The following is a 13,639-nucleotide window of genomic DNA, read 5'->3' as shown; positions in this document are numbered from 1 at the left end:
AGAAGCGGCGCATGAGCAAGGCGAAAAACATGGCTTCCGTACGCGTGGGCATAGGCGGCTGGGTGTTCGAACCCTGGCGCGGCAGCTTCTATCCCGAAGGTCTCGTGCAAAGCCGGGAGCTGGACTACGCCAGCCGCCACGTGACTTCCATCGAGATCAACGGCACGTTCTACGGGACGCAGAAGCCGGCCAGCTTCGCCCGCTGGCACGACGAGACGCCCGAGGACTTCGTCTTCGCGCTGAAGGGCCCACGCTTCGCCACCAACCGCCGCGTGCTGGCCGAGGCCGGCCCCTCCATCGACAAGTTCCTGGCCAGCGGCCTCGTGGAACTGAAGGACAAGCTCGGCCCCATCAACTGGCAGCTTCCGCCCACCAAGAAATTCGACCCGGAGGACTTCGCCGCCTTCCTGGCGCTGCTGCCCGCTGAATACGAGGGCCGGAGGCTGCGCCATGCGGTGGAGGTCCGGCACGAGAGCTTCGCGGTACCGGCCTTCGTCGATCTGCTGCGCCGGCACGAGGTGGCGGCGGTCGTGGCGGACAAGGAGGGCGTGCCGCACCTGCACGACGTGACGGCGCCGTTCGTCTACGTCCGGCTGCAAGCCGCGCGCGAGGACCGCAAGTTGGGCTATGCGCCAGCCGATCTCGATGCCTGGGCCGAACGCGCCCGCGCCTGGGCCGGCGGCAAGGCGCCGGCCGACCTGCCCTGCCTGGCCGCCCCGCCCGCCAAGGCCGAGCGGGCGCGCGAGGTGTTCGTCTACATGATCAACGGCTTCAAGCCCAAGGCGCCCGCCGCGGCCATGGCCTTGATCGAGCGGCTGGGCTGACTCCAGCCGCCGCCGTGGCCGCTATGTCGTTGCGGCCTCCTCGTCTTTCCCGAGGTTGCCGCATTCCGCCAGCCACGTCTCGAACATGCGATGCACGGCGGTCTTGGGCACGCCGGCGGGTGTCAGGCTGACGTATCGATTGACCGACGTCCGGATCTCGGGAAACGGCAGGACCAGCCGTCCCGCCATGACATCGTGCGCCAGCGTGGGCATGGGCACCACGCCTATGCCCAGGCCGTCGATCAGCGCCATGTAGGTCACGTAGAAGTGATCGAAGCGCTGGCGCGGCAGCCGGGGTTCGTGCAGGTAGCCGGCGGCGTTGAACCATTGCTGCCACAGTCCCGGCCGGGTCTCGGTGTCGAGCAGCACATGGCCGGCCAGGTCATCCAGGGTGCGCAGCGGCAGGCGTTCGAGCAACGCCGGCGCCGCGGCCAGCACGTGCCATTCGTCCATGAACGGCATCGCCGAAAAATGCGCATGGCTGACGGCCCCGCGGCGTATGGCCACGTCGAAGCTGCCGGCCAGCGCCAATTGCTGCGTGGTGGCGGTCTGCACCTGCACCAGGGTGCCGGGATGCCTGCGATAGAAATCAGGCAGCCGCGGAATCAGCCAGCGCATCGCGAAGGTAGCCGGCGCGCTGACGCGCAGCAGCATCGAGGCGCTGCCTCGGCCATAGCGGCGCGCGGCCTCTTCGATGCGCTCGAACGCCACGCCGACCTCCTGCGCGAAGGCCTGGGCATGGGGCGTGGGCGTCATGCGCTGGCCCGTGCGCTCGAACAGTTTCTGGCCCAGCCATTCCTCCAGCACCTGGATCTGCCGGCTGACCGCGCCATGGGTGACGGCAAGTTCCTCGGCCGCGGCGGTATAGCTGCCCGCGCGGCAGGCGGCCAGGAAGGCCCGCAGGGCCGGCAAGGGAGGAATACGGGAAGCAACCATGGCTAGATGTCAGTTTGGCGTCCGAAGTCGTGAATAAAAATCACAGCAAGGGGAAAATCTATCACAGCAACGTTGATTTACTCACACTATGCTGGCGCTTCCCTGATACACCCCTACGCCGATTCATGTCCTCCATTTCGCTGCACGGCCGCCAGTACAGCCTACCCACCCGCCCCACCGTCGTGATCTGCATCGACGGCTGCGACCCCGAATACATCACGCGCGGCATCGCCGACGGCGTCTGCCCGACTATTGCCGACTTCCACCAGCGGGGCCATGGCGGCGTGGCCGATTGCGTCATGCCTTCCTTCACCAACCCGAACAACGTCTCCATCGTGACCGGCGTTTCGCCCGCGGTGCATGGCATAGGCGGCAACTACTACCTGGACCGCGACACGGGCCGCGAAATCATGGTGACGGATGCCACGCTGCTGCGCGGAGAGACGCTGCTTGGCCTGATGTCGCAGGCGGACGTCCCCACGGCGGCGATCACCGCCAAGGACAAGCTGCGCCGCATCCTGGGGCACAACCTGCGAGGCATCTGCTTTTCGTCCGAAAAGGCCGCGGACTGCGCCGAAACCGAGCATGGCATCGCCGACGTGGAAACGCTGGTGGGCCGCCCCGCTCCCGACATGTACTCGGGCGATCTGTCGCTGTATGTGCTGGACGCCGGCCTCGCGCTGCTGCGTCAGGGGCGCGCCCGCCTGCTGTACCTGTCACTGTCGGACTATGTGCAGCACAAGCACGCGCCCGGCACGCCGGAATCGGACGCCTTCCTGGCCGCAGTTGACCAGCGTTTGCGCGCATTCGTGGACGAAGGCGCGGTGGTCGGCTGCGTGGCGGACCATGGCATGTCGTCCAAGAGCGATGCCGACGGGCGACCCAATGTCATTTTCCTTCAGGACGAACTGGAACGACAATTCGGCGCCGGCAGCGCGCGCGTCATCTGCCCGATCGCCGATCCTTTCGTGCGTCACCACGGCGCGCTGGGTTCGTTCGTGCGCGTCTACGCCCGCGATGCCTCGACGATCGAGGCGATGATGCGTGCCTCGGCCGCCTTGCCCGGCGTGTTCGAGGTATATGGCGGCGCGCAGGCGGCGGCGCTGCTGGGCCTGCCCCTGGATCGCGAGGCGGACTTCGTGGTGGTGTCGGAGGAAAATTTCGTATTGGGATCGCGCGACGCCGAACACGACCTGTCGACCGTGGGCGACCATCCCCTGCGCTCGCACGGCGGCTTCTCGGAACAGCGCGTGCCCTTCCTGCTGTCGCATCCGCTCAAGCCCGACTACGCGGCACGCGCGGCTGCGGACGGGCTGCGCAATTTCGACATTTTCGACTTCGCGCTCAATGGCGTAATGGACCGCTGAAACCCGGAAGACGCTTCGCCACACCCCGATTTATTATCGGGCCAATTAATCAATATATTATCCGGCCATTCTCGATATCCATTATCGATAATGGCCTTATTTTTCTTTTAAATCAACAACTTAAATTAAAATAAAATCTCGCTTGTAATAAAAAATAAACATGGGGAAATTATCATTTCCACCATGAAATCAAACAAGCGATGCATATTGATCATCTGCGACAGCCTGCGCAGGGATCTGATCAGCGAGGCGACCACGCCGACGCTGGCCCGCCTGGCAGCGCGCGGCCACTGGTACGCCGACGTCCGCGGGGTCTTCCCCTCCACCACCCGCACCAGTTCCAGCAGCATCGCCACCGGATGCCTGCCGGCCCGGCATGGACTCCTGGGCAACACCATGCTCCTGGAAGAACCCGGCGGACTGCGCTGCCATTCGGTGGGCGATCCGGCGTTCCGCGAACGCCTGCGCGCCCTCACCGGACGAACCTTGCACGCCCCCACGCTGGCCGAGCACGTATCCGCCCACGGCGGTGCATGCATCATGTCCAACGTCTCGGCGGGCGCGGCCTACTTCCACGACCCGGACGAGCATGGCGAGGTCTATCACCGCGCCGGCTCGTACGGCCCCGGCGGCGTGCCCTATGCCGGCGCGCGCGGGCTGGACGTCGCCTCCGGCGCCCAGGGCGATGCGGCCATGACCGAGCGTTTCTGCGCGCGCCTCCAGGCGCCCGACGCGCCAGTCGTCGCCACCCTGTGGCTGTCCGAACCCGATCACACGGGCCATGCCCATGCGCTCGGCTCGTCCGCCCATTTGGCGGCCATCGGCCACGCCGACGCCTGCGTGGCGCGCGTGCTGCGCACGGTGGCCGCGCTGCGCGAAGCGGGGCAGGACATCCTGGTGATGGTCGGTTCCGACCACGGCATGGAAACCGTGGTGGGCGAAATCGACGTCGGCCAGGACCTGGTGGCCGCGGGCCTGAAGGCCGCGGCGGGCAGCCGCGATGTCGTCGTCGCTCCCAACGGCAGCGCCTGTATCGTCGGCGTGTCGGCGGCCGCGCGCGACCGCGTGCCGGCCCTGCTCGAACATCTCGCACGCCAGCCCTGGTGCGGCGCCGTGTTCCACGGCGAGGCGCTGGCCACCCTGGGCCTGCCCGTCGGCACGACCACCTGCACCATCGCCATCGCGATGCGGCACACGGATGATGCCAATGCCCATGGCGTGCGCGGCGGCACCTGGATCGCGACCGATCCTTCCGAGGGCAAGTCCTACGGCGGCCACGGCCAGCACGGTGGCCTCGGCGGCTTCGAACAATCGCCGTTCCTCATCGTCGAGGGCGGCGGCTACGCGGACGGCCGCATCCACGCCCATCGGGTTTCGCTGATCGACTATGCGCCCACCATGCTGCGCCACCTGGGCCTGCCCCATGGCGACATGGATGGCACGCCCCTTCCCCTCCCTGCCGAGGCCGCCTGAGCGCGCCCGTTCCCTACACAGGACTTCGCCATGCAACGACGTGATCTACTCAAACTGCTCGCCATGAGCGCCACCGCCGGCCCCCTTGCCATGCCCGGCCTGCTGCACGCCCAGAATGCCCCCACCCCGCGCCGCGGCGGCACGCTGAAGGTGGCGCTGCTGGGCCTGGACACCGCCGACCCGCACCGTCATGCCGGCTCCATCGCCGTGCAGCAGGTCTATGTCGAAACGCTTACCAGCATCGGCGACGACGGCACGGTGCGCCCCTTTCTTGCCGAACGCATCGACGCCTCGGAGGACGGCCGGACCTACACGTTCCACCTGCGCAAGAACGTGCGCTTCCACAACGGCCGCGCGATGACCTCGGCCGACGTCAAGGCGAACTTCGAGCGCGTGCGCGACAAGGTCAAGGGCGGCTGGCTGAGCGGCGCCATGAAGCTGGCGCGCAACATCGATACACCTGCGCCCGACGTCCTGCGCGTGGAACTCGCCAACGCCCATGCTCCCTTCCTGAACCTGCTGTCCGAGCTGTGGATCGTCGCCCCCGAATCGGAAGGCTGGAACGAAACCATCCGCCGCCCCATCGGCACGGGTCCCTTCAAGTTCGGCACCTGGCAGCCGGACGTCAGCTTCCAGGCGCCGGCCTTCGACCAGTACTGGCAGGCGGGCCTGCCCTATCTCGATGCCTTGGAGTTCGACCTGCGCGGCGACCGCGACAACAGCCTGTCGCTGCGCGCGGGCGACCTGCACCTGGCCCACGTCGGCAACGACAAGCTCGACAGCCTGGCGAAGGACCGCATGGGCATACAGTTCCTCAAGGACACGGCCTGGTATTTCCTGTCCTTCAACAACCGCAAGCCCCGCCCGCTGCTGCAGGATGCGCGCGTGCGCGAGGCGATCTCGCTGGCCGTCGACAAGCAGGCCTACATGAAGTTCGTGGTGAAGACGGCCGTCGTCAGCGACCAGCCCGTGCGCCCGAACACCTATTTCTGGGACCGCGAGCTGGAGCAGCGGGACCCCCACGCCAAGCCCGACCTGGCCCGCGCACGCGAACTGCTCAAGAGCGCCGGCGTGGAACCATCCAAAGAAACGCTGAAAGTGGTCTCCTGGCAATCCGACTATGCGCAGGTTGCCGTGCAGATGGTGCGCCAACTCGGTTTCAAGATCGACCATCAGGCGCTCGACGACATCGGTGCACAGCGCCTGCTCGCCCAATACGACTGGGATCTCGCACCTTTCCACTCCGGCCCGCGCGCCGACGTCTACCTGCGCTATGCGCGGCTGCTGTCCGACGGCCCCAGCCCCATGCTGTGGGGCGGCATCCAGGACAAGGAGCTCGATGCGCTGATCGGCGCCGCGGTCTCCTCGCCCAGCACGCAGAAGGCCCGCGAAGGCTATCTCCAGGCCTGGAAGCACGTCATGGACAAGCGCTACACCCTGGGGCTGGGCCACGCGGCCGATGCCATCGGCGTGGCGCCCAAGGTGCGCGGCTACGAGACGGGCTACACCTGGAGCCAGAACCGCGTCGACGGCGGGCTGGCACGGACCTGGCTCGCGGTATGAACACTTTCCGCCGTCTGGCTCCCTGGGTCCTGCTGGCGGTGGCCCTGGTAGCCGCCGCGATCGGACCGCTGCTGCCGGGCCTGGACCCCTATCATCAGGATCTGCTGGCCCGCAACCTGCCGCCCGGCCCCGGCCACTGGCTGGGCACCGACAGTTTCGGGCGCGACATCCTGGCCCGGCTGGTGGCCGGCACCCGCCTGACGCTGCTCGTGGCCGTTTGCTCGGCGGGCATCGCGCTGCTGGGCGGCGCCGGGCTCGGCCTCATGGGATGCGTGGCCGGCGGACCGGCGCGGAGCGCCGTCTACGCCGCCTTCGACATGGTCCGCACCCTGCCGCCCATCCTGCTGTCGCTGGCGCTCATGGTATCGCTGGGCGTGGGCACCCTGTCGGTCATCCTGGCCGTCGGCATCGCTTTCATGCCGCTTTTCGGCTATGTCGCGCGCGCCGTGTACGAACGGGAAATGGCCTCCGGCTACGTGGCCGCCGCGCGCGTGCTCGGCGTCGCGCCGGCCGTCATCGCCTGGCGCCACGTCCTGCCCAATGCCGCCGGCGCGCTGCTCACACAGGTCGCCATCGTCGTGCCCCGGGCCATCGTCACGGAATCGGTGCTCAGCTTCTTCGGCCTGGGCGTCTCTCCGGACGTGCCGACCTGGGGCCGCATCATCGCGACGGCGGTCTCGTACGCCGAACAGGCGCCGGCCTCGCTGCTGCTGCCCGTGCTGGCGCTGGCCCTGACCACGCTCTCGCTGTCCGTGCTCGGCAACCGCCTGCGCGACCGCTTCGACCCGCTGGGCGCCCGCGCCTGACCTCCGTTGCTAACCACCATGCCGCTGCTCTCTTCCTCCGCCCTTCACCTCATCCGGCAACTGCTCAATATCGTGGTGATCTCGTTCGCCATCTTCCTCCTGGTACGGGCGGTGCCCGGCGACGTCATCGACTTCTACGCGGCTCGCGGCGATTACGACACCCAGTCGCTGGCCGCCATGCGCGCCGACCTCGGCCTGGACGACGGCCTGTCCACGCAGTTCGGCCTGTGGACCCGGGCCGCGCTGCGGGGCGACCTGGGCCTGTCCATGCGCTTCGGCACACCGGTGGCGGACATGCTGGTCCACGCCCTGCCCGCCAGCCTGAAACTGGCTGGCGCGAGCCTGCTGGTGGGCCTGGCGCTGGGCATGGGCCTGGCCGTGCTGGCGCTGGCCGCGCCGCGCAGCCCGGCGGCCGCCGCGATCGAAAGCCTGAACGTCTGGTCCATCGCCGTTCCCACTTTCTGTACCGGCGTCCTGGGGATACTGGCGTTCTCCATCTGGCTGGGCTGGCTGCCCATACGCGGCCAGATGCTGCTGCCGGTCCTCATCCTGGGCCTGGACATTGCCGGCCAGATCGCCAAGCCGCTGCACGAGGAACTGCGGGAAACGGCCAGGGCCGGCTTCATCCGAACCGCGCGCGCCAAAGGCTTGTCGTCCTGGCGCATCGCGTGGCGGCACATCCTGCCCAATTCGCTGTCGGTCGTCATCGCGCTGGCCGGCGTCATCCTGGGCGGACTGATAGGCGGGACGCTGACCATGGAGGCGCTGTTCGGCCTGCCCGGACTGGGCAGCCTGACGCTGGACGCCATCCGCGGCCGCGACTATCCCGTCATCCAGGCGGCGGTCATGCTGCTCGCTACCTCGGTGGTCCTGGTCAACGTCGCCACGACCCTCCTGCACCGCTGGGCCGACCCGCGCACGGCGCGTTCCCAGGCCTAGCCCGCATCTGAACGGAACTCCCATGCAAGCGCCTCTTCTTTCCATCCAGAACCTGACGCTGAGCTACGGCGGCACCCCGGTTGTCCATGACGTCTCGCTCGACATCCGCGATGGCGAAACCCTCGGGCTGATCGGCGAATCGGGCAGTGGCAAATCCATGACCGCGCTGGCCGTGCTCGGGCTCGCCCCCGGCCATCCACGTGTCGCCGGCAGCATCCGCCTGCGCGGCCGGGAACTGACCGGGCTGGATCCGGCGTCCTGGCGTACGGTACGCGGCCGCCAGATCGGCATCGTGTTCCAGGATCCCATGAGCGCGCTCAACCCGCTGATGACCCTGGGCGCGCAGATCACGGAGGCCATGCAGGCCGGCCGCGGCCGGCGCGAACGCCTGGCCCGCGCCGCCGAACTGCTGCATGAAGTCGGACTGCCCGACCCCGCCCGCATGTTGGATCGCCACCCCTTCGAACTGTCGGGCGGCCAGCAGCAGCGCGCGATGATCGCGATGGTCCTGGCTGGCGAACCCGCGCTGCTGATCGCCGACGAACCCACCACCGCGCTGGACGTCACGACGCAGGCGCAGGTACTGGCCCTGCTGCGGGACGTCCGGCGCAGGCGGGGCATGGCCATGCTGTTCATCTCGCACGACCTGGACGTCGTGGCGGCGATGGCCGACCGCATCGCAGTCATGCGCCATGGATCGCTGCTGGAGGTTGGGGACGCCGACGCCATGCTGCATGCCCCGCGGAACGACTACACGCGCTCGCTGGTGGCGGCGCACACGCATCGCGCCCTGCCCCGATGCGGCGCCGCGCGGCGCGGCAACGGCGACATCGTCCATGCCCAGGGCCTGTGCGTGGACTATGGCCGGGCCCGTTCCCGCCATCGCGTGTTGCAGGACGTGGACCTGCGGCTGCGCGAAGGGGCCACCCTGGGCATCGCCGGCGAATCCGGGTCGGGCAAGAGCACCCTCGCCCGCGCCCTGCTGGGCCTGGTGCCGCCCGCCGCAGGCAGCGTGCGCGTGTGCGGCATGGATCCGGCCGACCGGCGCCAGCGCGTCCGCTACGCCCGCGCCTGCCAATACATCTTCCAGGACACCTCGGGCAGCCTCAATCCCCGGCGCACGCTGTTGCAGGCCCTGTCCGAGGCACAACTGGCGGCCGAACCCGCCACGCCGCGCGAGGCCCTGGCACGCCGCTGCGCGGCCATGCTCGAAGAGGTCGGCCTGGCGGCAGACATGCTGGCGCGCTTTCCCCACCAGCTTTCGGGCGGGCAGCGCCAGCGCGTGGTCATCGCGCGCGCCCTGGCGATGCGGCCGCGCGTGCTGGTCTGCGACGAACCGGTGTCGGCCCTGGACGCCACGGTGCGCAACCAGATCCTGGATCTGCTCGCCCGCCTGCGCGAGGCCCATGGACTGACCCTGCTGTTCATCGGCCACGACCTGGCGGTGATGCGGTCTCTGGCCGACGAGATCCTCGTCCTCAAGCAGGGACAGGTAGTGGAGCACGCCGCGACCGATGCCTTGTTCGAGCGGCCGCGCACGGCCTATGCGCGACAATTGCTGCAAGCGAGCGGCATGGCGGCAGGCGGCGCGAGCGTGCCGCCCGCGCGCTTACACGCGCCGGGCAGCGCGCATGACACCAGGCAGGCCTTCGCGCCGCCGGCGTCGGTCGGGCCCGCGCTGGCCCTGCACCTGTGACTGCCCCTGCGCTCACCCGGGCAGCGACGCGCCGCCGCAGACCTGGATGTCCTGCCCGGTAATGGCCGCGGCGGCATCCGACAGCAAAAAACCCACCAGCGCCGCCACCTCGGCCGGCTCGATCAAGCGGCCCAGCGGCGGCAGGCGCGGCGCGCTGGCGGCACGGCCCGGGTCGTCCAGCATGGCCGTGCGCGTGGCCGCGGGCGACACCACGTTCACCGTCACACCCCGTGCTGCCACCTCGGCCGCCCAACTGCGTCCCATGGCCACCAGCGCGGCCTTGACCGCGGCATATTGGCTGCGTCCGGCCATGCCGCGGGAAACACGGCTGCCGATCAGCACCACCCGGCCCCGGCCGCGCGCGGCCATGGCCGGCGCCATGCCGTCGGCGAGCTGGCTGGCCGCGGCCACGTGCAGCCGCCACATCAGCTCGAAGGCGGCGCCGTCCAGGCTGCCCAGCGGCGCGGTTCGCATGATGCCCGCCGCGTGGACCAGCGCATCGCAGTCCAGCAGGCCGGGCAGCGCTTCGGCAATGGCATCGGCCTGCGCCAGATCGACCGACCGGCCTTCGAAGCACGGATGATCCAGGGTCGCCGCCGCGCGGTCCAGCCCGACCACGTGCCAGCCCTGCTCCAGCAGCGCGGCCGCCACCGCGCGGCCGATGCCGGCGCTGCTGCCCGTCACGGCGGCGCGGCGCTCATTCCGCACGGATGTTGCCCTCGACGATGATCTGCTTCGACCGCGCCATGTCCTCCTGCTGGAAGCGCGCGAAGTCCTCGATGGAACCCGCTTTCAGCACCAGCCCCTGCTGCTCCAGCTTCTCGCGCATGCCGGCCTCCAGCGCCTTGTTGACCTCGGCGTTGAGCTTGCGGGCGATGTCCATGGGCAGCTTCGCCGGGCCCCACAGGCCGTACCAGCTGTAGAACTCGTAGCCCGGCACGGTCTCGCCCACGGTGGGCACCTCGGGCAGCGTGGGCACGCGCGACCGCGACGTGACGGCCAGGATCTTGAGCATGCCGCCCTTGTAGTAGGACATGGCCCCCAGGATGGGATCGATGAAGCCGGAGATCTGCCCCCCGACCAGGTCCTGGTAGGCCGGCGCGGACCCCTTGTACGGCACGATCAGGTAGTTCATCTGCCCGGCCCGGCGCAGCAGCTCGGTGGCGAGCTGGCCCGCCGAGCCGGTGGAACCGACCGCGAAGCTGAGCTTGCCCGGGTTCTGCCGGGCATAGTCCAGCAGGCCCTTGATGTCGTTGAACGGCAGCGACTTGTTCACGGCCACCGACAGGGGCGCCTGGGCCACCAGCGAGATGGGCTGGAAATCCTTGTCCATGTCGAAGGGTGCGACCTTCATGGTCATCGGCGTGGTGGTCACCGTCGACGCATTGAACATCAGCGTGTAGCCGTCGGGCGTCGCCTTGGCCACGGCGGCGGCCCCGATCATGCCGTTGCCGCCGGCCCGGTTTTCGACGACGAAGGCCTGGCCGGTCTGCTCGCTCAGGCGCTGCGCCAGTTGCCGCCCCACCGTGTCCAGCGTGCCGCCGGGCGGGAACGGGATGATGATGCGCACCTCGCGGGCGGGATACGGCTGCGCCGATACGCCGCCGGCCACGCTCAAGGCCGCGGCCGTCAGCCCGGCGGCAAGAAAGGGTCTGCGTTGCATGCTTGTCTCCGTTTTATTTTGAATCGGGTCGCGTTCGGGGTCAGCGTCGAAGCAGTCCGGCCTGTTCCACCGCTGCCCGCAATGCCGTCATTTCCCTGGTATCGGGCGCCTCGGTGGGCGGACGGACGGTGGCGTCGTCCAGCACGCCGGCCAGGTACATGCCGGCCTTCATGCGGGCGTGGGCCTCGCCGGTGGGTTCGCCGCCGCCGTACACGGCATCCTTGAGCGGCGTGATGACGGCCTGGATCCGCTGGGCGCGCTTCAGGTCGCCTTCCTGCACCGCCCGCCACAGATCGCCGATCAGTTGCGGAATGAAGGTGGCGAAGCCCACCAGCGCGCCGTCCACGCCCTGCACCATGGAAGCCAGCAGGTATTCGTCATGGCAGGTCAGGATGGCCTTGCCGGCGTCGGCGTCGCGAATGGCCTGGATGTCGCGCGCGTACTTGTTCATGTCGCGCTGCCCAACCTTGAAGGCCTGCACGTACGGCAGCCTGGCCAGGTGGGCCAGCAGGGCCGAGGAATACGCCGCGCGCGTCCAGGCGGGATACACATGGCAGACCAGGTCGGCGCCCGGCGCCGCGCGATGGATGGCGTCGAAATACTGCAAGGCGTGGTCGGACGTGAAGCCGAAGCGCAGCCAGTGGTGCGGCGGCATCACGTCCAGCCCGGCCGCGCCGGCCTCGACGGCGGCGCGCGCGTGCTCGGCGGCCTCGGACAATCCTTCGCAGACGATGGACGAGATCACCGGCAGCCGGCCGCGCAGCTCGTCGGCGACGATGCGGGTCACGGTAGCCCGCTCCGCCGGCGTCAGCGAGAAGACCTCGCCGGTGTGGCCGTTGGTCATGACCGCGACCACGCCTTCGTGGCCGGCCAGCCAGGAGGCCAGCTTGCGCAGGGCGGGTTCGTCGATGCGGTGATCCGGGGTGAAGGGGCAGGCGATCGCGGGAATGATGCCGCGATAGTTGGCGATGGAAGGCAAGTGGGTCTCCATGAGGCTGCGGTGGGTAGAATCCATCATTGCCGCCCGCCCGCTCGGCGTCCAATACTCGAAATGCATACAACTATCGCGGAGACGAGACCCCACGATGGGACCGGACAATCGCCCCCTGGACCTGGAATGGCTGGAAGACTTCGTCGCGCTGGCCGACAGCGGCAACTTCTCGCGCGCGGCCGAGGCCCGCGCCATCGCGCAGCCGGCCTTCAGCCGGCACATCCGCGCGCTGGAGGAATGGGTGGGCGCCGACCTGATCGACCGCGGCGCGCACCCGGCCACGCTCACCCCCGCCGGCCGGCGGCTGCTGCCCCTGGTCGAGGACGTGCTGGCCCGGCTGGTGGCCGCCCGCATCAAGGCCCGCATGGCGCATGACCAGAGCGTCGCCAGCCTGCGCATCGCGGTCACGCACGCCCTGTCGCTGTCCTTCCTGTCCGGGTGGCTGGCGCGCCTGGAAGCCAGCCTGCAGCTGGGCGCGGTCGAGATGATGTCCGACGGCACGGCCGCCTGCGAGGAACTGATGCTCCAGCGCAAGGTGCAGTTCCTGCTGTGCCACGCCCACCCCGCGCTGCCCGGCCGGCTGGACGAGGCCGCCTGCCCGGTGCTGCGGCTGGCGGACGATGCGCTGGTGCCCGTCTGCGCCCCCACGCCCTCGGGCTCCCCCCGCCACGACCTGCGGCAGGACGGGCCCATTCCGCTGCTGGCCTACGGCGAAGCCTCGGGCCTGGGGCGCATCCTGCGCGCCGGGCTGGGCGCCGCGGCGCGCGACCCGCGCCTGCACCCGGTGTTCACCGCGCCGCATGCCCTGCTGCTGGAAGCCCTGGCCCTGGAAGGCCGGGGCGTGGCCTGGCTGCCCCGCATCCTGGCGGCGCCGGCGCTGGCCAGCGGACGGCTGGTGGAGGCCGGCGATGCCTCGTGGCAGGTCGCCACCGAGATCCGCCTGTACCGGCAGCACGTGGACATGGCGCCGGCCGCGGAATCCCTGTGGCAACTCGCGCGGCTGGACGACGCGCCAGCCTAGGGCCAGTTCCTGCTGGAAGAAGCCTCAGGAAGGCTGCCGCTTCTTGTCCAGCCGCCGCAACTGCACCTGCATTTCCTTGACCGCCTGCACGCTGCCCTTGGCGGAGGCGGCCGCGATGCCCTCGTCCCAGGCAGCGCGGGCATCATCGTCGCGGCCCAGCGCCAGCAGCGCCTTGCCGAGCTGCTTCCACGCGGCGGCATAGCCGGCATCCAGTTCAACCGCGCGCCGCAGGTGTTCGGCGGCCGCGGCGGCATCGTTCTCTTCGAGGTAGAGGTTGCCCAGCGTGAACCGCAGCAGCGCGCTGTCGCGGCCGGCCGCGATCATCTTCAGAAAATTGTTCTTGTCCATGGCCTTGGCATC

Annotated in this window: 13 protein-coding genes; 8 read left to right on the top strand and 5 right to left on the bottom strand. The window is 69.3% G+C overall.

Annotated elements, in window-relative coordinates; genetic code table 11:
- The first annotated feature begins 11 nt into the window (after positions 1-11).
- Positions 12-824, top strand: coding sequence for a DUF72 domain-containing protein (locus EGT29_RS11360; RefSeq protein ID WP_202865612.1), 813 nt, complete (start codon positions 12-14; stop codon positions 822-824).
- A 21-nt stretch (positions 825-845) separates the two neighbouring features.
- Here EGT29_RS11360 and EGT29_RS11355 read toward each other — a convergent pair whose 3' ends face one another.
- Positions 846-1,760 (bottom strand): LysR substrate-binding domain-containing protein, encoded by a 915-nt coding sequence (locus EGT29_RS11355; protein ID WP_124689096.1) that lies wholly within the window; start codon positions 1,758-1,760, stop codon positions 846-848.
- 125 nt (positions 1,761-1,885) lie between these two features.
- Between EGT29_RS11355 and phnA the strand changes: the two genes are divergently transcribed.
- The 6 genes from phnA (at position 1,886) to nikE (ending at position 9,604) form a co-directional block, all read left to right on the top strand.
- Positions 1,886-3,127 carry a phosphonoacetate hydrolase gene (gene phnA, locus EGT29_RS11350; RefSeq protein ID WP_124689095.1) on the top strand — a complete coding sequence of 414 codons (1,242 nt, stop codon included), beginning with the start codon at positions 1,886-1,888 and terminating at the stop codon, positions 3,125-3,127.
- Between the two features lie 183 nt (positions 3,128-3,310).
- Complete coding sequence (locus EGT29_RS11345) at positions 3,311-4,600, top strand: alkaline phosphatase family protein (protein ID WP_124689094.1); 1,290 nt, start codon at positions 3,311-3,313, stop codon at positions 4,598-4,600.
- A gap of 30 nt (positions 4,601-4,630) precedes the next feature.
- Positions 4,631-6,163, top strand: a complete 1,533-nt coding sequence (locus EGT29_RS11340) for an ABC transporter substrate-binding protein (RefSeq protein ID WP_124689093.1) — start codon at positions 4,631-4,633, stop codon at positions 6,161-6,163.
- Positions 6,160-6,969 (top strand): ABC transporter permease, encoded by an 810-nt coding sequence (locus EGT29_RS11335; RefSeq protein ID WP_124689092.1) that lies wholly within the window; start codon positions 6,160-6,162, stop codon positions 6,967-6,969. The genes EGT29_RS11340 and EGT29_RS11335 overlap by 4 nt, the downstream gene beginning before the upstream one ends.
- Positions 6,970-6,987: 18 nt before the next feature.
- Positions 6,988-7,908 (top strand): ABC transporter permease, encoded by a 921-nt coding sequence (locus EGT29_RS11330; RefSeq protein ID WP_124689091.1) that lies wholly within the window; start codon positions 6,988-6,990, stop codon positions 7,906-7,908.
- Positions 7,909-7,930: 22 nt separating this feature from the next.
- Positions 7,931-9,604: an ABC transporter ATP-binding protein gene (gene nikE, locus EGT29_RS11325; protein ID WP_124689090.1), complete on the top strand. Its 1,674-nt coding sequence runs from the start codon at positions 7,931-7,933 to the stop codon at positions 9,602-9,604.
- Positions 9,605-9,616: 12 nt separating this feature from the next.
- Here nikE and EGT29_RS11320 read toward each other — a convergent pair whose 3' ends face one another.
- From EGT29_RS11320 to EGT29_RS11310, 3 genes are read right to left on the bottom strand one after another with little or no spacing between them, the layout of a single operon-like run.
- Positions 9,617-10,312, bottom strand: a complete 696-nt coding sequence (locus EGT29_RS11320) for an SDR family NAD(P)-dependent oxidoreductase (protein ID WP_124689089.1) — start codon at positions 10,310-10,312, stop codon at positions 9,617-9,619.
- Positions 10,302-11,267 (bottom strand): tripartite tricarboxylate transporter substrate binding protein, encoded by a 966-nt coding sequence (locus EGT29_RS11315; RefSeq protein WP_124689088.1) that lies wholly within the window; start codon positions 11,265-11,267, stop codon positions 10,302-10,304. Before EGT29_RS11315 ends, EGT29_RS11320 begins: the two co-directional genes overlap by 11 nt.
- Before the next feature lie 40 nt (positions 11,268-11,307).
- Positions 11,308-12,246: a dihydrodipicolinate synthase family protein gene (locus EGT29_RS11310; RefSeq protein WP_124689087.1), complete on the bottom strand. Its 939-nt coding sequence runs from the start codon at positions 12,244-12,246 to the stop codon at positions 11,308-11,310.
- A gap of 106 nt (positions 12,247-12,352) precedes the next feature.
- Between EGT29_RS11310 and EGT29_RS11305 the strand changes: the two genes are divergently transcribed.
- Positions 12,353-13,279 carry a LysR family transcriptional regulator gene (locus tag EGT29_RS11305; protein ID WP_124689086.1) on the top strand — a complete coding sequence of 309 codons (927 nt, stop codon included), beginning with the start codon at positions 12,353-12,355 and terminating at the stop codon, positions 13,277-13,279.
- Between the two features lie 24 nt (positions 13,280-13,303).
- Here EGT29_RS11305 and EGT29_RS11300 read toward each other — a convergent pair whose 3' ends face one another.
- Entirely contained in the window at positions 13,304-13,627 is a 324-nt protein-coding gene (locus EGT29_RS11300; RefSeq protein WP_124689085.1) for a tetratricopeptide repeat protein, read from the bottom strand.
- Between the last annotated feature and the right edge of the window lie 12 nt (positions 13,628-13,639).

Source organism: Pigmentiphaga sp. H8 (assembly GCF_003854895.1).
Classification (GTDB): domain Bacteria; phylum Pseudomonadota; class Gammaproteobacteria; order Burkholderiales; family Burkholderiaceae_B; genus Pigmentiphaga.
This window is presented reverse-complemented; position numbering and strand designations above follow the sequence as displayed.

Excerpts from the sequence above, each read along its gene's own strand:
- EGT29_RS11345 (WP_124689094.1), top strand. The coding sequence starts at position 3,311 with ATGAAATCAAACAAGCGATGCATATTGATCATCTGCGACAGCCTGCGC.
- EGT29_RS11335 (WP_124689092.1), top strand. The coding sequence starts at position 6,160 with ATGAACACTTTCCGCCGTCTGGCTCCCTGGGTCCTGCTGGCGGTGGCC.
- nikE (WP_124689090.1), top strand. The coding sequence starts at position 7,931 with ATGCAAGCGCCTCTTCTTTCCATCCAGAACCTGACGCTGAGCTACGGC.
- EGT29_RS11315 (WP_124689088.1), bottom strand. The coding sequence starts at position 11,267 with ATGCAACGCAGACCCTTTCTTGCCGCCGGGCTGACGGCCGCGGCCTTG.
- phnA (WP_124689095.1), top strand. The coding sequence starts at position 1,886 with ATGTCCTCCATTTCGCTGCACGGCCGCCAGTACAGCCTACCCACCCGC.
- EGT29_RS11330 (WP_124689091.1), top strand. The coding sequence starts at position 6,988 with ATGCCGCTGCTCTCTTCCTCCGCCCTTCACCTCATCCGGCAACTGCTC.
- EGT29_RS11305 (WP_124689086.1), top strand. The coding sequence starts at position 12,353 with ATGGGACCGGACAATCGCCCCCTGGACCTGGAATGGCTGGAAGACTTC.
- EGT29_RS11300 (WP_124689085.1), bottom strand. The coding sequence starts at position 13,627 with ATGGACAAGAACAATTTTCTGAAGATGATCGCGGCCGGCCGCGACAGC.
- EGT29_RS11360 (WP_202865612.1), top strand. The coding sequence starts at position 12 with ATGAGCAAGGCGAAAAACATGGCTTCCGTACGCGTGGGCATAGGCGGC.
- EGT29_RS11340 (WP_124689093.1), top strand. The coding sequence starts at position 4,631 with ATGCAACGACGTGATCTACTCAAACTGCTCGCCATGAGCGCCACCGCC.
- EGT29_RS11355 (WP_124689096.1), bottom strand. The coding sequence starts at position 1,760 with ATGGTTGCTTCCCGTATTCCTCCCTTGCCGGCCCTGCGGGCCTTCCTG.